This is a genomic window from Streptomyces pratensis (genome assembly GCF_016804005.1).
Lineage (GTDB): Bacteria > Actinomycetota > Actinomycetes > Streptomycetales > Streptomycetaceae > Streptomyces > Streptomyces pratensis_A.
Window position 1 is genome coordinate 7,281,509 of the sequence record NZ_CP051486.1, and the last position, 19,683, is coordinate 7,301,191.

General features: G+C 71.1%; 16 protein-coding genes and 1 tRNA gene. 4 read left to right on the plus strand and 13 right to left on the minus strand.

Annotated features, from left to right (window positions below):
- Positions 1-40 precede the first annotated feature (40 nt).
- Complete coding sequence (locus tag HED23_RS30555; RefSeq protein ID WP_098024526.1) at positions 41-814, plus strand: SDR family NAD(P)-dependent oxidoreductase; 774 nt, start codon at positions 41-43, stop codon at positions 812-814.
- Positions 815-847: 33 nt separating this feature from the next.
- Here the strand turns inward: HED23_RS30555 and HED23_RS30560 are convergent.
- Both HED23_RS30560 and HED23_RS30565 read right to left on the minus strand, forming a co-directional pair.
- Positions 848-1,746, minus strand: a protein-coding gene (locus HED23_RS30560) for an IS5 family transposase (RefSeq protein WP_398088678.1) whose coding sequence is annotated in 2 segments (ribosomal slippage) — positions 848-1,356 and positions 1,356-1,746 — 900 coding nt in all. Because the reading frame shifts where the segments join, the coding sequence is not laid out codon by codon here.
- 14 nt (positions 1,747-1,760) lie between these two features.
- Positions 1,761-3,224: an MFS transporter gene (locus HED23_RS30565; protein WP_203186564.1), complete on the minus strand. Its 1,464-nt coding sequence runs from the start codon at positions 3,222-3,224 to the stop codon at positions 1,761-1,763.
- Positions 3,225-3,505: 281 nt separating this feature from the next.
- Here HED23_RS30565 and HED23_RS30570 point away from each other — a divergent pair.
- Positions 3,506-3,580 (plus strand) — tRNA-Cys (locus HED23_RS30570).
- Between the two features lie 127 nt (positions 3,581-3,707).
- Positions 3,708-4,268, plus strand: coding sequence for a hypothetical protein (locus tag HED23_RS30575; protein ID WP_203186565.1), 561 nt, complete (start codon positions 3,708-3,710; stop codon positions 4,266-4,268).
- 20 nt (positions 4,269-4,288) lie between these two features.
- Here HED23_RS30575 and HED23_RS30580 read toward each other — a convergent pair whose 3' ends face one another.
- The 9 genes from HED23_RS30580 to HED23_RS30620 all read right to left on the minus strand — a co-directional run bounded on the left by HED23_RS30580 (position 4,289) and on the right by HED23_RS30620 (position 15,496).
- The gene (locus tag HED23_RS30580) at positions 4,289-6,622 is read right to left on the minus strand and encodes a xanthine dehydrogenase family protein molybdopterin-binding subunit (RefSeq protein WP_203186566.1); all 2,334 of its coding nucleotides are present in this window, start codon (positions 6,620-6,622) and stop codon (positions 4,289-4,291) included.
- Between the two features lie 79 nt (positions 6,623-6,701).
- A complete protein-coding gene (locus tag HED23_RS30585) occupies positions 6,702-8,345 on the minus strand; it encodes a 2Fe-2S iron-sulfur cluster-binding protein (RefSeq protein ID WP_203186567.1) in 1,644 nt (547 codons plus the stop codon).
- Positions 8,342-9,238: an FAD binding domain-containing protein gene (locus HED23_RS30590; protein WP_203186568.1), complete on the minus strand. Its 897-nt coding sequence runs from the start codon at positions 9,236-9,238 to the stop codon at positions 8,342-8,344. The genes HED23_RS30585 and HED23_RS30590 overlap by 4 nt, the downstream gene beginning before the upstream one ends.
- A 249-nt stretch (positions 9,239-9,487) precedes the next feature.
- Positions 9,488-11,128, minus strand: a complete 1,641-nt coding sequence (locus HED23_RS30595; protein ID WP_203186569.1) for a beta-N-acetylhexosaminidase — start codon at positions 11,126-11,128, stop codon at positions 9,488-9,490.
- A gap of 1 nt (position 11,129) precedes the next feature.
- On the minus strand, positions 11,130-11,978 hold the full coding sequence (locus HED23_RS30600; RefSeq protein ID WP_203186570.1) for a carbohydrate ABC transporter permease: 849 nt from the start codon (positions 11,976-11,978) through the stop codon (positions 11,130-11,132).
- Complete coding sequence (locus tag HED23_RS30605) at positions 11,975-12,946, minus strand: carbohydrate ABC transporter permease (RefSeq protein WP_203186571.1); 972 nt, start codon at positions 12,944-12,946, stop codon at positions 11,975-11,977. The genes HED23_RS30600 and HED23_RS30605 overlap by 4 nt, the downstream gene beginning before the upstream one ends.
- A gap of 2 nt (positions 12,947-12,948) precedes the next feature.
- A complete protein-coding gene (locus tag HED23_RS30610; protein ID WP_203186572.1) occupies positions 12,949-14,253 on the minus strand; it encodes an extracellular solute-binding protein in 1,305 nt (434 codons plus the stop codon).
- A gap of 280 nt (positions 14,254-14,533) precedes the next feature.
- The gene (locus HED23_RS30615; RefSeq protein WP_014155978.1) at positions 14,534-14,833 is read right to left on the minus strand and encodes a DUF3039 domain-containing protein; all 300 of its coding nucleotides are present in this window, start codon (positions 14,831-14,833) and stop codon (positions 14,534-14,536) included.
- Between the two features lie 30 nt (positions 14,834-14,863).
- Positions 14,864-15,496, minus strand: a complete 633-nt coding sequence (locus tag HED23_RS30620) for a YqgE/AlgH family protein (RefSeq protein WP_203186573.1) — start codon at positions 15,494-15,496, stop codon at positions 14,864-14,866.
- A gap of 297 nt (positions 15,497-15,793) precedes the next feature.
- On the opposite strand from HED23_RS30620, the gene murA reads away from it, so the two are divergent.
- Positions 15,794-17,134 (plus strand): UDP-N-acetylglucosamine 1-carboxyvinyltransferase, encoded by a 1,341-nt coding sequence (gene murA, locus HED23_RS30625; protein ID WP_015608864.1) that lies wholly within the window; start codon positions 15,794-15,796, stop codon positions 17,132-17,134.
- Between the two features lie 370 nt (positions 17,135-17,504).
- Here murA and HED23_RS30630 read toward each other — a convergent pair whose 3' ends face one another.
- Together HED23_RS30630 and HED23_RS30635 are read right to left on the minus strand one after the other, a co-directional pair.
- Positions 17,505-17,786, minus strand: a complete 282-nt coding sequence (locus HED23_RS30630; RefSeq protein ID WP_003968811.1) for an HU family DNA-binding protein — start codon at positions 17,784-17,786, stop codon at positions 17,505-17,507.
- Positions 17,787-18,211: 425 nt separating this feature from the next.
- Positions 18,212-19,645: an NAD-dependent malic enzyme gene (locus tag HED23_RS30635; protein ID WP_203186574.1), complete on the minus strand. Its 1,434-nt coding sequence runs from the start codon at positions 19,643-19,645 to the stop codon at positions 18,212-18,214.
- Positions 19,646-19,683: the final 38 nt, after the last annotated feature.

A 19,683-nucleotide genomic window follows, 5' to 3' on the forward strand; every position in this document is an offset into this window, starting at 1 on the left:
CGTGCTCGGGTCTGGTGCCTGGTTGCCTAGAGTGGTTCGCATGATCGATCCAGGGCTCGAGGGTAAGACCGTGCTGGTCACGGGCGGCGCGATGAACATCGGTGCCGCGATCTCGCGCGCATTCGCGACCCAAGGAGCACGAGTGGCGGTGCACTACGTAGCCGCTGGCCCGTCTGCCCCGCTTGAGCACGCCCGCGCTACGAAGGCTGAGGTAGAAGCGTTCGTGGCTTCACTTCCAGAGGCGGTAGCAGTCGAGGCAGACTTCCTCGACCCGGGGGCCGCCACGCACCTTTTCAAGCAGGTCGAAGACACACTCGGCCCGGTCGACGTACTAATCAACAACGCCGGGCACGCCGAGGAGGACGATCAGTTCCCGCTCCTGGACCACGTCGGATTCGAACGGACCGTGCGGGTGAACCTGACAGCCCCGGCGATGCTCATGGCCGAGTTCGCGCGCCGAGTGCCCGAGGGGCCGCCGAAGGGCACAAGGTCGGTAGTCAACATCTCGACCGACGCAGCACGAGGCTTTCCCGGGCAGGTCGCCTATGGGGCTTCGAAGGGGGCACTGGAATCCCTCACGCGTGGGGCCGCGCAAGACCTTGGGCCCACGATCCGTGTCAACGCGGTCGCTCCTGGCCCTGTCCAGACCGGCTGGATGGACGACGACCTGATCGGGCAGGTCGCCCCGAGCATCCCTCTGGGAAGAGTCGGGGCGCCTGAGGACATCGCGGACGCCGTGGTCTTCCTCGCCTCTCGCCAGGCGAGATGGATCACCGGCCAGGTCGTCCAGGTCGCTGGCGGTCACTGGCTATGACCAGGTGCGGGATAGGCCGCGCTTGTGGTCAGGTCAACGAAGCCAGAGCGCGATCGCGGCGATCACGACCAGTGCCCGGTAGTACGCGGCCCGTTTCGCGTACCGGGTGGCCAGGCCCCGGAACTGCTTGAGCCTGTTGAAGCACCGCTCGACCACGTTCCGCCCCTTGTAGGCCACCTTGTCGAAGACCGGGGCCCGCCCACCGCGGGAGCCTTTGCGCAGCCGGTGGGCGGCGTGGTCCTTTTTCTCCGGGCTGACGAACCTGATCCTCCGCGCCCGCAGTGCCCTGCGTGTCGAGGGGCTGGAGTAGGCCCGGTCGGCCAGCACGCAGTCGGGGCGCTTGCGCGGCCTGCCCGGCCCTGAGGTGTTGACCCGCACCCGGTCCAGCAGGCGCAGCAGCTGCGGGTTGTCCCCGGCCTGCCCGGACGTGAGCAGCACAACCACGGGCAGGCCTCGGGCGTCGGTGGCCAGGTGGATCTTCGTACTCAGTCCGCCGCGCGAGCGGCCCAGCGCCTCGTCGGGCTCGACGAGGTCCTCGACCCAGGCCGTCCGGGATGCCCCTTTTTACGGGCCCCGGCCGAGTGCTGGTGGGCGCGCACCACGCTGGAGTCGATCGAGAAGACCCACTCGATGCTCCCGGCGTCGGCCTGGAGGGTCTGCACGTGCTCCAGGATCCGGTCCCACGTGCCACCGGCGGTCCAGCGGCGCAGGCGTTCGTGCAGGGTCTTCCAGGGCCCGTACCGCTCGGGCACGTCGCGCCAGGGCGCGCCGGTGCGCAGCTGCCACAGGATGCCGTCGATGACCTGCCGGTGGTTTCTCCACTGACCGCCCCGGCCCGAGGAGGGCATGAGCGGCTCGATCAGGTCCCACTGCTCGTCGGTGAGGTCATCACGTCCTGCCACGGACCGGCACGCTACCGCTGCCGGGAACATTCACAGGACACGCCCTAGCGAGGTTGCACCCGGCTCGCCACCCACACCCCCACCAGCGCCACCGCCGCCATCGGCAGGAACACCACCGTGAACGCCCCCGGATGCGCCGTGGCGGTACCGCCGCCCACCGCCCCGTGGGCAGCCGCGCCCACCGCGCCGCCGCCGAGGGCGGCGAACGCCGCACCGCTCGCGGCGAGCAGCAGCGCGTTGGCCAGCCCGTCCGAGATCTGGAGGGCGGCCGAATTGGCCCCCGCTTCCTGCGGGGCCGACAGCTTCAGCAGCAGCACGCTCGTCGAGGCGATCACCATGCCCATGCCGAAGCACCCGAAGCCCCAGACCACGGCCAGGGTCCACACCGGAACCGCCTCGATCAGCACGCTCGGCGCGGCGAGGATCGAGAGCGTCACGCATACCATCCCCACCACCATGAGAGTCCCCCGGTGGGGCTCCAGCCGGGGCCGGGCCAGTACGTACGACCCGAGCGCCCAGGTCAGCCCGCCGGCGGCCAGGGAGAGGCCGGCCAGCGTCGGGGAGAGACCACGCTGGGTCACGAGCATCAGCGGGACGAACGACTCGGCGACGATGAAGGAGCCGGCCGATATCCCCCGCAGCAGGATGACGGCGGGCAGCCCCCGCGCGGCGCGCACGGTCCCCCTGGGCAGCAGCCCGCGCACGGCGGGGACGAGCAGCGCGGCACCGGCCAGCGCCGGAACCAGGGAGACCCACCTGAGCTCCTGCCCCGCGTACTGGAGCAGTCCGGCGCCGGCCGAGATGCCGAGCGCGAGCCGGATGCGGCGCCCGTCGAACGGCTCCGCCGCGGCCTCCGCGTCCGTGGGACCGCCCGCCATCCGCCGTATCGCGGGCAGCGCGAGGCCCAGCGGCAGAAGGATGAGGACCGGGATGCCGACGAAGACCCAGCGCCACCCGAGGTGTTCCGTCACCGTCCCCGAGGCCAGCGGCCCGACGACGGACGGGACGATCCAGGCCGCCGAGAAGCCGGCCATGATGCTCGGCCGGATCCGCTCCGGGTACGCCCGCCCGATGACCACGTACAGCGCCACGATCACGAGCCCGCCGCCTACGCCCTGGACGGCCCGCCCCAGGATGAACGTCCACATGCCCCCCGCGGTCCCGGAGAGCACCAGCCCGGCGCCGAAGGCGCCGATCCCCGTGGCGAGCGGTGCGAGCGGCCCGCGCCGGTCGGCCCACTGCCCGGAGAGCACCATCGCGAAGAGGCTGGTGGTGAAGTACGCGGAGAAGGCGAACGCGTAGAGCGGGATTCCGTGCAGCTCCCGGGCCGCCACCGGCATCGCCGTCCCGACGGCGGTCGCCTCGAAGGCGATGAGCAGGACGACGGAGACGATGCCGACGCTGAGCGCCCGGTAGGTCCGCCCGAGGACGCCTTCCGCCGGTTCGGCGACGGTGGTCTCCACAAGTGCGGCGGTGACCTCGGCGTCACGGGGTTCCAGGGCAGTCATGAGCCCCAGAGTAAGGGCCACGAGCCCGGGTGACCCCTGTCGGTGGTCGGTATGCGGCTGGTCCCTCGGACGTAGGACTGTGGCCTTGGCCGGACCGTGAAGGTGGGCGAAGTGGGGCAGTCAGGCTGCGGTCCAGCGGCCGAGTGCCGTCACGCCCGCCTGCGTTCGGTCGTCGCCGCCGTTCATGAACGCCGTATGGCAGTCGTGTTGCGGCAGCCCCCTGTCCCTTGATGATCTTCGGGCGGCGGCCGTAGGGTCGTGAGCACAGGAGGAACACCCCCGACCGTGTGCCCGAGAGGCTCAGGGGCTCGACTGCAACTCGAGTTACACCGGTTCGAATCCGGTCACGGTCTCCACCTACGGCGCCGGCGCGGAACATCCGCCCGGCGCCGCCCCGTTCCCCGCGGCCGCGGTGTGGCGCGTACGATCTGGCCCGTCGTCCGGGCACGGGTTCACAGGATCGGTATCACGGGGAGCGCCTGCATGGCCGTCGTCATCTTCTTGTTCGTCGTAGCCGCCGTCTTTCTCGTCGTCGCACTGGTCGGCCCCTACCGGCTGTACTGGCAGGCCCGGCCGCACGCGGCGCGGCAGCCGTCGGACGCGGCTCTCGCCGTGGGGCGGATCGCGGCTTTCGGCGTCGCCGGGGTGTTCGTCTTCGGCGGATGCTCGGTCCAGGCCGGCATCGACAGGGCCACCTGGAGCGCGAGCGAGGTCCGCGAAGCAGCCGAGGACGCTGCCGCGTCCATGGCCGCCGACACGCAGATCCGCCGCGATCCGACGGATGGCTACGCCTCGCTGATCAAGGCGGACGTCATGAGGGCGGGCGAGGGTCAGGGGCCCTTGTACCGCGTCTCCGTGGAGCGGGCCGGAGACGGGCATGACTACGAGATATCCGGGGGCGGCGCCGCCACCACCGTCTGCATGCACGTCACGGAGGAGAAGTCCGCGGAGGGCGGTGTCTTCGTCCCGGGAGCGGACGGCGGCAGCGGCAGCTCCATCCCCGAGTACGACCTGACCGCCACCGTCGACGACGGCGCCTGCTGAGCCGGCAGGCGCCGCCGGGGTCAGGACTTGGGCGCGGCCACCGCCGCCTGGGGCCGGATCGGGAGACGGTTGACCGGGCGGCCGGTCGCCGCGCGGACCGCTGACGCCACCGCAGCCGGGGACGTCACCACCGGTACCGCCGAAGCGGGCTTGGCGCCGAAGGGGGCCACCACGTCGCGTTCCTCGATCAGTTTGACGATGTGGATGTCCGGCGCGTCCAGGGACGTCGGGAGCGCGTACCCGGTGAGGTCCGGGTGGCGGATCAGACCCCGGGCGGTGCGGAGGTTCTCCGTGAGTGCCGCGCCGATGCCCTGGGTGACACCGGCCTCGATGCGGGTCACCAGCTGGGACGGGTTGAGGATCCGGCCGACGTCCTGGGCCACGGCCATCTCGACCACCCGGACCGAGCCGAGTTCGATGTCGACGTCGACCACCGCGCGGACCGCGCAGAAGGCCAGACCCACGAAGGCGTCGCCCTGGCCGGACTCGTCGAGCGGCTCGGTGGGGTGGGGCCGGCACTGGGCGGTGGCCCAGAGCTCCTTGCCGTCCATGGCCTCCATGACCGTCGTGGACAGCACACCGTCGTACGAGGTGATCTTCCCGTCGGCGATCTGGAGCAGCTCCGTCGACATCCCGAACTTGTGGGCCAGGGGCTGGAGCAGCTGGGTGCGGACCATCTTGGCGGCGCGTTCGACCGCACCGCCCGAGACCCAGGTGTGGCGTCCGTGTGTCGCCGGGCCCGCGGGGGGCTGGTCGGTGTCCACCGCCGCGACGTGGACCTCTTCGACGCCAAGGGTCTCCTGGACGATCTGACGGGCGAGCGTGGTGAAGCCCTGGCCCGTCTCGACGGCCGCGCAGATGACGGTGGCGACGCCGTCGTGGACCCGGACCGTGGCGGTGGAGACCTCGTCGGCGCCCTCGGCACCCAGCATGTGGACCATGCCGAGGGCGTAGCCGACGCCCCGGCGTACGGCTCCGGGCTCTCCGGCGCCCTCGGGGCCGCCGGGGAGCAGCCAGTCGTCCTCCGGGCCGTCCTTGGGGAGCGCGGGCAGCGGGAAGTCCCGCAGCTCACCGAGGAGTTCGGCGACGGGGGCGGGGCAGGTGACGGTCTGGCTGGTGGGGAGGATGTCCCCGGTGGAAAGGGCGTTGCGCAGCCTGAGCTCGACCGGGTCGACACCCAGCTTCGCCGCCAGCTTGTCCATCTGGCCCTCGTACGCGGCGCAGACCTGCATCGCGCCCTCGCCCCGCACGTGTCCGGAGGGCGGGTTGTTCGTACGGACCGCCCAGCCCTCGATGAAGGCGTGGGGGACGACGTACGGCCCGCAGGCGAAGGCCACGGCGGCGGCCAGGGACTCGGACGAGGAGTCGGCGTACGCGCCCGCGTCCAGGAGGATCTGGGCCTCGACCTTGACCAGCCTGCCCTCGGCGTCCGCGTGGTGGCGGTAGCGCAGCAGGGTCGGGTGGCGGTGGGCGTGCCCGAGGAAGGACTCCTCGCGGGTGGCGGCCAGTTTGACGGGGCAGCCGGTGCGCAGGGCGAGCAGGCCGAGCGGGATCTGGAAGCCGGGGTCCTCCCGGTCGCCGGTCGCTCCGGGGACACCGGTCACGACGACCTTGACCCGGTCGGCGTCCAGGCCGAAGCAGGCGGCGGCCAGATCGCGGTCGGTGTGCGGGTCGGTGGACGCCGTGTACAGCTCTACGCCGCCGTCGGGACGTGGCACGGCGAGGCCGGCCTCCGCGCCGATCGGGGCGGGGTCCTGCCGGCCGATCCGGTAGAGGCCCTCGACGATGACCTCGCCCACGGTGTCCGGGTCGCCGTAGCGCAGCGGGATGTGGCGGATGAGGTTGCCGTCGGGGTGCAGGGGTTCGGCGGCGAAGGCCTTCTCGGGGTCGGTGACCGGTTCGAGGACCTCGTACTCCACGGCGATCGCCGCCGCGGCGAGCCGGGCGGTGTCGGGGTGGTCCGCGGCGACGGCGGCGATCGCCTCACCGTGGTGGCGCACGAGATCGGAGGCGAACACGGGCCGGTCGACGACCCGGCGGCCGTAGGAGCCGTCCCCGGGGATGTCCTCGTGCGTGACGACCGCGCGTACACCCGGCATACCCGCGGCGGCCGTCGTGTCGATCGACAGGATGCGCGCGTGCGGGTGCGGGGAACGCAGCACCGCTGCCCACAGCAGCCCCTCGGCCCACAGGTCGGCGGCGTAGGGGAAGGTGCCCTCCGTCTTGGCCCGGGCGTCGGCGGGCGGCAGCGATGCGCCCAGTCCGAATGCGGGCGGCTCCTGGTCCGGGGCGGGTCCCTCGGGCGGCGCTGTCGTGCGCGTGGTGCTGGTCGCGGTGGCTGCGTCGCTGGTCACGCCGCCTCCTTGTCGTTCGCTCCGCTGCGGCGGCGGCTGGTGGTGGGGATGACCGGTGGTGCGGGGGACGGCACGGTGTTCACCGGACGTCTCCCTCGTGTGCCTGGGCGCTGCCCTCGCCGGGGGCGGCCTGGTGCGGGATGCGCGGTTCGGCTTCGTCCGGAGCGGTGGCTGCCGCCTCCGCGGTAGCCTCCCGGCCCGCGACGACGTCGCGGACGGCGTCGAGCACACCCCGGTAGCCGGAACAGCGGCAGAGGTTGCCGCACAGCGCCCGGCGGGTCTCCAGCTCGCTGGGGGCGTGGTTGCCCTCCAGGAGGTCGTGGACGGTCATGGCCATCCCGGGGATGCAGAAACCGCACTGGACGGCCCCGCACTCTGCCAGCGCCCGCTGGACGTCGGAGGGTTCGCCGTCCACCGCGAGGCCCTCGACGGTGCGGACCTCGCTGCCCGCCGTCGTGGCGGCGGGCACCAGGCACGAGGCCACGAGGCGGCCGTCGACCTGGACGTTGCACGCACCGCACTCGCCCTGCGAGCAGCCGTCCTTGGCGCCGGCGAGGCCGAGACGCTCCCGGAGCACGTAGAGCAGCGACTCACCGATCCAGGCGTCACTGACGGGGCGGTCCACGCCGTTCACATGCAGGAGGTACGAGGCCGAGGGGTGCTCGCTGGGGCCACCCAGGGGAACGGGAGCGGCGGGCTCCTCCGTGAGCGCGACACCGTGTTCGACGCCGTGTCCGGGGGCCTGTTCGGCCTCGATCGCGGGCGGCTCGGCTGCGGGCGCCTCGGCTGCGGGCGCATCCGCGAGCGCCTCCCCTTCCGCCGGATCCTCGGCTGCGGACGGCTGTGCGGGTGCTTCGGCTGCGGGCGCTTCGGATTGGGGCGCTTCGGATTCGGGTGCTTCGGATTCGGGTGCTTCGGCTGCCGGGGCTTCGGCTGCCGTGACGTCCGCGGGCTCTTCCGGCTCGCTCACGGCCTCCGTGGCGGCCTCGGAAACCGCCGGGGTCTCCTCGGCCCCTTCCGTGGCCTCGGGGGCCTCCACGGCCTCCGTGGGCCCGGGCCGGGTCTCCTCCGCCGGTGTCCGGGGCTCGGACACCGGCACCTGCGTCGCCCACGGCGCGGGCGCCCCGCCCGGCAGCGTGGCCGGCGGCGTGTCCGCGTACCACTGGGACGCCATCGCCGACGCGGCGAACTCGCCGGACTCGTCAGGGAGATCGCCGTTCGCCACCGGGATCGTCCACTGACCGGTGTGGCCGGCGGGCTCGGGCGCCGGTTCGGGTTCGGGCTCGGCGTGGGCGGCGTCGGGGAAGTGCCACTGGGCCGTCGTGGACGACGTCTGCGCGTACTGCGAGGTGTCCGGGTACGGCTGCTGGTACGGATCCTGCTGCTGGTTCGGGTCGGGCCACTGCACCGCCTCCGGCGCGGCCTCCGCGCTCCCGGGGTGACCGGCCGCCCGCTCCTGTTGGCTCTGGGTCTGCAGGACCCAGCTGCCCGTCACCGCGGGGTCGAGTCCGGCGGCCGGGGTCAGCGGAAGGATCATCGGCGGCACGTAGCTGTGCCCGGGGGCGGCCAGCGGGTCGCTCCCGAGGTCGGCGAGGTCCTCCGGGGGCAGGTGGACGAAGGCGGTCGCCTCGGCGTCGTACTCACCGCCCTGCGGGGTCGGCTGCCAGCCGGCGTACGGATCGGGCTGCCCGTGCCGCTGCTCGGGGTTCTCTTCATTGCTCACGACAGTGCCCTCCCCAGTGCGCGTCGGGCGAGCGCGGCGACCGTGCGCCGCAGGTGCAGGACGGCGGGCGACAGCGGAGGTGCCTCTCCCCCGTCGTCCGGTGGAGCCTGGTCCGGGATGCAGGCCGCCGCGACGTACTCACCGAAGGCGGCCAGCGCGTCGGGGGCCAGGCCGCGTTCGCCGTCCCAGTCGATCAGTGAGGCGATCCAGCGTTCCGCCTCCAGGGGCCGCAGGGGCATCGGGGCGATCGCGCCGACCGCGCAGCGCACCCCGCGCCGGGCCGGGTCCAGGACGATCGCGACGGAGGCGGTGGCGCGGCCGGGTCCGGTGCGGCCGGTCGCCTTGAGGAAGACCTGGGGGGCGTGCAGCAGCGGCACGCGGACGAAGCCGATGAGCTCGGCGGGCTCCAGCATCTCGCGGCCCGCGAGCAGGTGCGAGACGGGGATCTCACGGCGGGAGCCTCCGGCGCCCACGATGACCAGCTCCGCCTCCAGGGCGGCCAGGACCGGCAGGGCGTCGCCGGTCGGGGCCGCGGTGGCGATGTTGCCGCCGAGCGTCCCCGCGTTACGGATCTGGGGCGGGCCCGCGGCACGCGCGGAGGCGGCCAGCGCGGGGATGAGCGCGGCGAAGTCGGGGCGGCCCATGCGCGCGTGCGTGAGACCGGCTCCGAGCAGGGCGTGGCCGTCCTGGTAGTGCCAGCCGCGCAGCTCGCTGATCCGGCCGAGGCCGACCAGCCCCGAGGGCCGGAGCAGGCCCTTGTTGACGGCCGACATGAGGTCTGTGCCGCCGGCCACAGGAACTGCGGCGGGCATGGCGCCCAGCGCTGCCACGGCCTCGTCGAGCGAGGCCGGCAGCGTCACCGACTGCATCGCCTGCGGTGCGTGCGTGGTCAACCCAGCTGCCCCTTCCCGGTGTCCCGGCAGTCTCGCCTGTCCGCCGTACGGTACGTGCTCACGGCCGGGACGTGGCAACTCTGGCACATCTTCCGGGCTGTCCGACGCGAGGGTCCACGAAGGGTGTTTCCGTCCCCGGCCAGGGGAAAAGTCCCGTTTGGCGGGCCTTCTTCCTGACACACGAATTGCCGCTCTTCAGAGAGTTCGTACGACTTGTTCGGTTTCCCTGGCCGGGGCGTGCGGCAGCGGTCACACGGTCGGGGGCGGTCCCTCGATCGGGCGACCCAGGACGCCGGGCCGGCGTTGCCACGGCCGTGGGCCCGTCGGCGGGCGGTAGGCGACGCCCAGGGCGTCGAGCCGGGCGTAGTGCGTGTTCATCCTGCGTTCGAAATCGGCGAAGTCCCGTTCACCGGAGGCGGGGAGCCGGGACCACGCGACCTCGGCGAAGGCGGCGAGCCTCGGGAACACCTGGTAGTCGACGCGGTCCCGGTTCTGCATGACCTCGGTCCAGACATTGGCCTGGGTGCCCATGACGTGGCCGGCCGCCGCCTCGGAGAGGCCGGGGGGCACGGGCTCGAAGCGGTAGACGTCCTCCAGGGTGCGGACGTACCCGATGGGCATCGGCTCGTCGGGGCCGCCGTCCTGACGGTAGTCCAGGTACACCTGCTGCAGGGGGCACATCACGACGTCGTGCCCGGCCTCGGCGGCGGCGATCCCGCCCGCGTATCCCTGCCACGACGTCACGGCCGCGCCCTCGGCGAGGCCGCCTTCCAGGATCTCGTCCCAGCCGATGAGCCGGCGGCCTCGGCCGGTGAGCCACCGGTCGAAGTGACGGATAAACCAGGACTGGAGTTCGTCCTCGTCCGCCAGGCCGAGTTCCGCGATGCGGGCCTGCGCGGTGGGCGACTGCTTCCACTGGTCCTTGGGGCATTCGTCGCCCCCGATGTGGATGAACGGCGAGGTGTCGGCCGGAAAGAGGTCGAGCAGTTCCTCGAAGACGCCCTCGAAGAAACGCAGGGTGTTGTCGGTGGGGGCGAGTACGTTCGGATTGACGCCCCAGGTGTCCCACACGGAAAGAGCGGAGGTGTCGATGACATCGGTGTTGCCCAGTTCCGGATACGCGCTGATGGCTGCCTGCGAATGCCCCGGGATGTCGATCTCGGGGACGACCCGGATGTGCCGCTCGGCGGCGTAGGCGACGATTTCTCGGATGTCGTCCTGCGTGTAGTAGCCGCCGTGCGGGGTCTCGTCCCACAAATCGGAGGCGCGGTGGCCGTGTCTGGTGCGCGCGCGCCAGGCGCCGGCCTCCGTGAGCCGGGGGTAGCGCTTGATCTCGACACGCCACCCCTGGTCGTCGGTGAGGTGGAAGTGGAAGACGTTCAGCTTGTGCGCGGCCAGCAGGTCGAGCATGCGGAGCACGCCGTCCTTCGGCATGAAGTGCCGTGCCACGTCCAGCATCAGGCCCCGCCAGCCGAAGCGTGGGCCGTCCTCGATCTCCGTGAAGGGGACGCCCCTCTGTGCCCCGCGGTCGACGGGTGCCCGGCGGAACGCCTTCGGTCCGAGGAGCTGCCGGAGGGTCTGCGCCCCCCAGAACACCCCGGCCGCGCTTCCGCCGGTGATCCTTACGCCCCAGGTGGGTGCCACACCCAGCCGGTAGCCCTCGGGTTCGAGGGAGGGGTCGATGCGCAGCTCGATGGTGTTCGCCGACCCCTCGCCGTCCACGGCCCCCGGGGCGAGCGGCAGGCCGAAGGCCGCCCCGAGGGTGGCCCGCAGCCAGCGTTCCGTGCTCCCGGTGCCGGGGCCCGCGGTGAGGGTGGTGGCCGCGTCGAGGACGAATCCGCACCGGCCTTCGCCGCCGGTGCGGACGGGTGCGGGAATCAGGTTGTGCATGTCAGTCCTTCACCGCTCCGCCGAGTCCGGAGACCAGGCGCCGCTGTACGAGGACGAAGAAGACCAGCACGGGAATGGTCATCACCGTCGAGGCCGCCATGATCCCTCCCCAGTCGTTCTCGTCGGGTTTGAAGAAGACCAGCAACGCCATCGGGAGCGTCGACTGGGAGGTGTCGCTGATGATGAACGACTTCGCGAAGAGGAAGTCGTTCCAGGTCGAGATGAATGAGAAGACGCTGGTCGCCACGAGGCCGGGAAAGACGAGCGGGAAGAGGATCTGCCACAGGAAGCGGGTCCGGCTCGCACCGTCGATGTAGGCGGCCTCCTCCAGGGCTTCCGGAACCGCCTTGACGAAGCCGCGCAGCATCCAGATCGCGAACGGCAGCGAGAAGGCGAGGTGCGGCAGGATCAGCGATCCCAGCGTGTTCAGCTGGCCGAAGTCCCTCATCAGGAAGAAGAGCGGGATGGTCAGTGCCTCGACCGGCACCATCTGCGCCACGAGGAACATGATGAGCAGGGTCGTGCGGAACTTGAAGCGGAACCGGGTCACGGCGGTCGCGGCGAGGAAGGCGATCAGCGCGGAGGCGATGACGACCGTGCCGGCGACCAGCAGGCTGTTGAGGAAGTAGCGGCCGAACTCCTGCTGTTCGAAAACCCGTCGGAACGAGTCGAAGGACGGGGCCAGGGTCCAGGGACGCGCCTCCGTGGACTGGATCTCGCCTGCCGGTTTGAAGGCGGAGAGCACCATCCAGTAGAGCGGGAAGGCGACCGCGGCGGCGATGACGAGGGCCACCGCCTCCGCCGCCAGCCGTCCGGGCCTGCGGACGCGCAGAAGCGCACGTGCGCTCACAGTTCCTCCCCCTGGCGCCGCACCAGGCGCAGATAGACCAGCGTCACGGCCAGCAGGATCACCAGCATCACGACGCCTATCGCCGATCCGAGGCTGTACTGCGAGGACGCGAACGCCTTCTGGTAGGCGTACACGTTGAGCACCAGGTTCTGGCCGGCGATGCCGCCGCCGTTGGTCATGACGTAGATCTGCGTGAAGACCTTGAAGTCCCAGATGACCGACTGGATGGTGACAACGATCAGGATCGGCCGCAGCATCGGCGCCATGACCGACCGCCAGATCCGCCACTGCGAGGCACCGTCCAGCGAGGCCGCCTCCAGCACTTCCTCGGGGATCGCCCGGATGCCCGCGTACACGGTCACCATCACGAACGGGAACGAGCACCAGAGCACTTCGAGGAGCACCAGGGCGAAGGCGCTGTAGCGCCCGTACGTCCAGGAGAAGTCGCCGAGGCCCAGCACCTTGTTGACCGGGCCGAAGTCCGGGTCGAAGAGGAAGACCCAGACGGTGGAGCCGGTGATCGCCGGCGTGGCCCACGCACCCAGGGCGGCCATCATGAGCGCGAGCCGGGGCAGGGCGCGGATCCGGGTCAGCAGGACGGCCAGCGCGCAGCCGGTGAACAGGGTGGCGAGCACGCAGGCCGCGGCGAACAGCACGGTCGCGAGGAGCACCTGCCAGAACTGGCTGTCGCCGAAGAGCGTGGCGTAGTTGCCGAAGCCCTTGAAGGTCGTCGGTTCGCCGCCGCTGACCTGGGCCTGGGTGTACTCCAGGAAGGAGATCAGGCCCAGCTGGTAGATCGGGTAGACGAGGAGTCCGCCGAGCAGGACGAGCGCGGGCAGCAGATAGAGCCACGGGGTCCAGCCGGAGCGCCGCGCGGGTGACGCCGGCCGGCGCCGGGGCTTGCGGGCGGGAGCCCCGCTCGCCCCGGGCGCGGCAGGGGCCTTGTGCAGTGTGGTGTCCGCGGTCATCGTCAGCCCGCTTCGGCGAACGCCGCGTCCATCTTCTTCGCCGCGTCGTCCGAGGCGGCGGCCACGTCCTTACGGCCGCTGACGATCTCCTGGAACATGGTCGGCAGGACCAGCGAGGCGTCGATCTGGCCCCAGGCCGGGGAGGCCGGGACGAACTTCGCGCCCGCGCCGAGCGTGTCGACGAAGGGGCCGATGAAGGGCTCCTTCGCCGCGGCGCCGTCCAGCACGTCCGTGTACGTCGGCAGCCAGCCCATCGCGTCGAACATCTTCGCCTGGGTCTTCTTGCCGGTCAGCGACTTCATGAGGTCGACGGCGAGCGTGCGGTGCGAACTGCTCTTGAGCACACCGATGTTGTTGCCGCCGGCGAACGCCGGGGCGATCGAGTTCTTCTGCACCCCGGGCAGCGGCACGACGGCGTACTTGCCCTTCACGGTGCCCGCCTCGACGGCGGCGTGGCTGAAGTCGCCGCCGATCGCCATGGCCGCCTTGCCGGACGCGAAGGCGGTGACGGTCGCGTTGCCGCCCATGGACGCGCACTTGGCCGCCGGGCAGTTGTCGTCGCCGAAGAGCGAGGTGTAGGCCTCGATGCCCTTGCGGGCCTTCTCGCTGTTGATGGCGGACTCGTAGGTCACACCGGTCTCGTCGGCCAGTTCGCCGCCCTGCGCCCAGATGAAGGGCATCGCGCCGTAGGTGTACGCGCCGCCGACCGCGAGGCCGTACAGGTCCGGCTTCTCCTTGTGGATCTTCTTGGCGGTGGAGATCAGCTCGTCCTGGGACTTCGGAGGCTCGATGCCGAGCTCATCGAAGACGTCGGTGCGGTAGTAGAGCGCCCGTACGCCGACGAAGAGCGGAGCCCCGTACACCTGGCCGTCCACCGTCACGGACTGCTTGGCGGTGGGGTCGGTGTCCTTGGCCTCGTCCCAGGCGGCGAACTCCTTGCTGACATCCGCCAGTCCGCCGTCCTTCACGTAGCCGGCGGTGTCGGTGTTGCCGTACTCGATGAGGTCGGGTGCGCTCTCCGGGTCGTTGAAGGCGGCCTTGATGCGCTGGGCCCGGGTGTCGACGGGTATGTACTCGACCTCGACCTCGGCCCCCTCGTGGGACTTCTCGAAGTCGGCGACCGCGGCGTCGACGACCTTCTCCTTGGGCTTGTTGCCGACCTCCTGGAAGAGCCAGACGCGGAGCGTCCCGGTCTTCTCGTCACCCTCGGCGCTGGTGTCGGAGGTCTGCGGTGCGCATGCGGTGGCGGTGAGGCCCGCCAGCACAAGAGCCGCAGCCGGGGCGGCAATTCGGGCAGAAAGCTTCATCCGGGACCCCTACCGGTCAATCGTTGCATTCCATGCAACGCGCGTTTCGTTCTGCACAACTTGCAGGAGACTAAGGGCGCCTCAGCACGCCGACAAGTGGTCTCAACCACTCTGTGACCACGTGATGCAGCCCGTGCAACGCACACCCCAGGGGCGGCCCCCGCGCCCCACCCGGGCATGCGAACGGCCCCCGGGGTGCGCGGTGACGCGCACCCCGGGGGCCGGGGTCGGAGTTCGGTAGACGGAGATAAAAAGATAACGGGATATGAGGCCGGGTGGGCTACTTCTTGCCGCTGTCCTTGCCGCCCTTGCCCTTGTCCTTGTCGCCGCCGGCGCCCATGGACTCGTAGATCTCCTTGCACATGGGACAGACCGGATACTTCTTGGGGTCGCGCCCAGGGACCCAGACCTTGCCGCACAGTGCCACCACGGGAGTGCCCTCCAGGGCGCTCGCCATGATCTTGTCCTTCTGGACGTAATGGGCGTAGCGCTCGTGGTCACCGTCGCCGTTCGACACCTGCGGCGTCGGCTCTACGAGGGTCCCCGTACCTGCCCCGCGCTCGGGCTCAAGAGTGCTCATAACTGCCAAGCGTACTGAAAGCTCCGCTCATCAGTTCAGCGAAGGGTCGTCCGGATACGTCGCGATCATCGCCAGCTCACTGCGCTGCCGCCGCAGAACCGCCCGCCAGAGATTCTCCGGGCGCGGGGACGAGACGTCGCCGGGCTCCGACTCGACCACGTACCAGGCGCCGTCCTTCAGCTCGGCCTCCAGCTGGCCGGGGCCCCAGCCCGCGTATCCGGCGAAGATCCGCAGCGAACCGAGCGCCGCCGCCAGCAGCTCCGGCGGCGCGTCCAGGTCCACCAGGCAGATCGCGCCGTGCACCCGGCGCCAGCCGATGGGCTCCGCCCTGTCCGGGCGGATCCGTGCACCCCGGGAAGGGTCTCCCCCGCCCGCACGGGAGCTCGCCGAATCACCCTCGTCCCCCGGGATCAACGCCACACCCAGCGCCGAGTCGAGCGAGACCGGACCGCCCTGGAAGACCACGTCCGGCTCGCCGGTCAGGCCCGCCCAGGACGCCAGGATGTCCCCGACGCCGACCGGGGTCGGGCGGTTCAGGACCACACCGAGGGAGCCTTCCTCGTCGTGGTCGAGGAGCAGCACCACCGCGCGGTCGAAATTCGGGTCCGCAAGGGCGGGTGCGGCCACGAGCAGCCGTCCTGTGAGCGAGGACACCTCCGTCATGGCACAGATGATCCCGCATCTTCGCCCTCCGCGGGGACCAACTGGTCCCTCCGGTCCCGCCCGGTGCCCGTCCGCAGCTCAGGGCGCACGGACGCCGCACGGGCGCACGGGGAGCGCACGATCGCGGGGCCCCCGGACGGGCCGTCCGGACGGTGACACTCCGCAAGGCGCGGGGAGCAGAGCGTGTTGTGGCGGATTCATGACGTTCGTATACCCCCCGTCGCCTTACTGAAGGAGGGCCGGAGCCCATTACCCTTTTCATGGCCCCCTGCCCGACCACTCCGGAACGCGAGATACATGACCGGCACAGACGATGTCCTGCTTGTCCACGGCGGCACCCCGCTGGAGGGCGAGATCCGCGTCCGAGGCGCCAAGAACCTGGTGCCGAAGGCAATGGTCGCCGCGCTGCTCGGCAGCGGGCCCAGCCGGCTCCGCAACGTGCCCGACATCCGCGATGTGCGGGTGGTCCGGGGGCTGCTGCAGCTGCACGGCGTCACCGTCCGTCCCGGCGACGAGCCGGGCGAACTCATCCTCGACCCGTCCCACGTCGAGAGCGCGAACGTCGCCGACATCGACGCCCACGCGGGCTCGTCGCGCATCCCGATCCTCTTCTGCGGACCGCTGCTGCACCGCCTGGGCCACGCCTTCATCCCGGGTCTCGGCGGCTGCGACATCGGCGGCCGGCCCATCGACTTCCACTTCGAGGTGCTCCGCCAGTTCGGCGCGACCATCGAGAAGCGGGCCGACGGCCAGTACCTCGAGGCGCCGCAGCGACTGCGGGGCACGAAGATCCGGCTGCCGTACCCGTCGGTGGGGTCCACCGAGCAGGTGCTGCTGACCGCCGTCCTCGCCGAGGGCGTCACCGAGCTGTCCAACGCGGCCGTCGAGCCGGAGATCGAGGACCTCATCTGCGTACTGCAGAAGATGGGCGCGATCATCTCCATGGACACCGACCGGACCATCCGGATCACGGGTGTCGACAAGCTCGACGGTTACACCCACCGGGCGATCCCGGACCGTCTGGAGGCCGCCTCCTGGGCGTCCGCCGCGCTGGCGACCGAGGGCAACATCTACGTGCGCGGAGCCCAGCAGCGCTCGATGATGACCTTCCTCAACACCTTCCGCCGTGTCGGAGGCGCCTTCGAGATCGACGACGAGGGCATCCGCTTCTGGCACCCGGGTGGCGCGCTGAACGCCATCGCCCTGGAGACGGACGTGCACCCCGGCTTCCAAACCGACTGGCAGCAGCCGCTCGTGGTGGCCCTGACGCAGGCCGCCGGGCTGTCGATCGTCCACGAGACGGTCTACGAGTCCCGGCTCGGCTTCACCTCGGCGCTCAACCAGATGGGTGCGCACATCCAGCTCTACCGCGAGTGCCTCGGGGGATCCGACTGCCGGTTCGGGCAGCGGAACTTCCTGCACTCGGCGGTCGTGTCCGGGCCGACGAAGCTCCAGGGCGCGGACCTGGTCATCCCCGACCTGCGCGGCGGGTTCTCGTACCTGATCGCCGCCCTGGCGGCCCAGGGGACGTCCCGGGTGCACGGCATCGACCTGATCAACCGCGGCTACGAGAACTTCATGGACAAGCTGGAGAAGCTCGGCGCGAAGGTCGAACTCCCCGGCGGTTCACTCGTCTGACGCGCTCACGCGCACGCACAGTGCTGCCGCACACAGCATTGCGCACCCGCACGGAAAAGGCAGCTGCCCCGGTCCCCCGCACGAGGGACCGGGGCAGCTGCCTTTTCCGTCGCACGCCGCGGTATCCACACAGGTGCCGCAGAAAGCCCGTACAGAGCCGAACGGGGCAGGCCCCTGCCCGGAGACCCGCCCGGGGTTCCGGGGTGCCGCAGACGGCCTCACAGCGCCCGCACGGGCGAAGTGCGCGGGGGCGCGACTCTCCCGGGCACTGTTCCGGGTACGCCGAAGCGCGGCCGCGGAACGGCGCCCGGGTACGCCGAAGGGCGGCCGCCCCTGTCGGGACGGCCGCCCTTCTTGCTGCCTAGGCGCCTTACTTGCCCTTGGCGGCTTCCTTGAGCTTGGAGCCCGCGGAGACCTTCACGCTGTAGCCGGCCGGGATGTTGATCGGGTCGCCGGTCTGCGGGTTACGAGCGGTGCGAGCGGCACGGTGGGTGCGCTCGAAGGTCAGGAAGCCGGGGATGGTGACCTTCTCGTCGCCCTTGGCGACGATCTCGCCGACGGTCTCGGCGAGGGCGGCCAGAACGGCGTCGGCGTCCTTGCGGGTCACCTCGGCACGGTCGGCCAGGGCGGCCACCAGCTCACTGCGGTTCATGTTTGTACTCCCGTGTTCTTCTTGCCTGTGAGGCGTGAGATCGAAGCCGATGCTGCCAGGGCCCTCTGACAGTCCCCGGACCCGGGTCTGCTGTCAGACCCTCGCGCCCGAATACGCATCCTGCCCCCACCTGCGGCGCTAACGCCAATCCGGAACCCCTCGACGTCACACGAAATGCACCACCGAATGCCTGTGATGACGTTCCGTCGACTCGTTGGAGCGGTCCGCAGCGGATACCGGGCCTGTGGGGCTCGCTGCCCGCCCACCCTAAAGGGGCGTTTGGGACGCCGCGACCCGCGACGCGCCGTACGGAGCGCCCGGAGGTGAGGCGGGACAGCGCCCGGACGTGAGCTACGGCACCGTCCGCGGGAGCCGTGGCCGACCCCCGCGGACGGCGTGTGACAGGGCCGTCCGGCGATACGGTCCTACGCGGGGTCGGACGCCGCCTCGGCGGCTCCGGCCGCCTTCGCGGCCTCCCTGACGGCGCCCGCGACGGCGCCCGCGACCTTGTCGTTGAAGACCGACGGGATGATGTAGTTCGCGTTCACCTCGTCCTCGGCGACCACGTCGGCGAGGGCGCGTGCCGCGGCGAGCATCATCTCCGTGTTGACCGTGCGGGACTGAGCGTCCAGCAGACCGCGGAAGACGCCCGGGAAGACCAGCACGTTGTTGATCTGGTTCGGGAAGTCGGACCGCCCGGTGGCGACGACCGCCGCCGTCTCACGGGCGATCGCCGGGTCCACCTCGGGGTCGGGATTCGCGAGCGCGAACACGATCGCGCCCTCCGCCATGGCCGCGACGTCGGCACCGTCCAGGACGTTCGGGGCGGAGACGCCGATGAAGACGTCGGAGCCGGCAACGGCCTCCTTGAGGGTGCCGGTGACACCCTCGGGGTTGGTGTTGTCGGCGATCCAGCGCAGCGGGGAGTCGGGGGTGGCGTCCACCAGGTCCTCGCGGCCCGCGTGCACCACTCCGTGGATGTCGGCGACGACCGTGTGCTTGACACCCGCGGCGATGAGCAGCTTCAGGATGGCCGTGCCGGCCGCGCCGGCGCCGGACATGACGACCCGTACGTCACCGATCCCCTTGCCCACCACGCGCAGCGCGTTGGTCAGCGCGGCCAGGACGACGATCGCGGTGCCGTGCTGGTCATCGTGGAAGACGGGGATGTCCAGGGCCTCGCGCAGCCGGGCCTCGATCTCGAAGCAGCGGGGGGCGGAGATGTCCTCCAGGTTGATGCCCGCGAATCCGGGGGCGATCGCCTTGACGATCGCGACGATCTCGTCGGTGTCCTGCGTGTCCAGGCAGATCGGCCAGGCGTCGATACCGGCGAAGCGCTTGAAGAGCGCCGCCTTGCCCTCCATCACGGGGAGCGCCGCCATCGGGCCGATGTTGCCGAGGCCGAGCACCGCCGAACCGTCCGTGACCACCGCGACGGAGTTGCGCTTGATGGTGAGGCGGCGGGCGTCCTCGGGGTTCTCGGCGATCGCCATGCAGACCCGCGCCACACCCGGGGTGTAGATCATCGACAGGTCGTCACGGCTGCGGATGGGGTGCTTGGACGCCATCTCGATCTTGCCGCCGAGGTGCATCAGGAACGTACGGTCGGAGACCTTGCCCAGGACGACGCCGTCGATACCGCGCAGCCCTTCGACGATCTCGTCGGCGTGCGAGGTGGAGGAGGCCGCGATCGTGACGTCGATCCGCAGCTTCTCGTGCCCGGAAGCGGTCACGTCGAGGCCGGTGACAGAGCCTCCGGAGGACTCCACGGCCGTGGTGAGGTGGGAGACCGCTGTGCCGCTCGCGGGCACCTCCAGCCTGACCGTCATCGAGTACGAGACGCTGGGCGCCGTTGCCATGGCCGAGTCCTTCGCTTTCCGAGCTTCATTGCCGCACG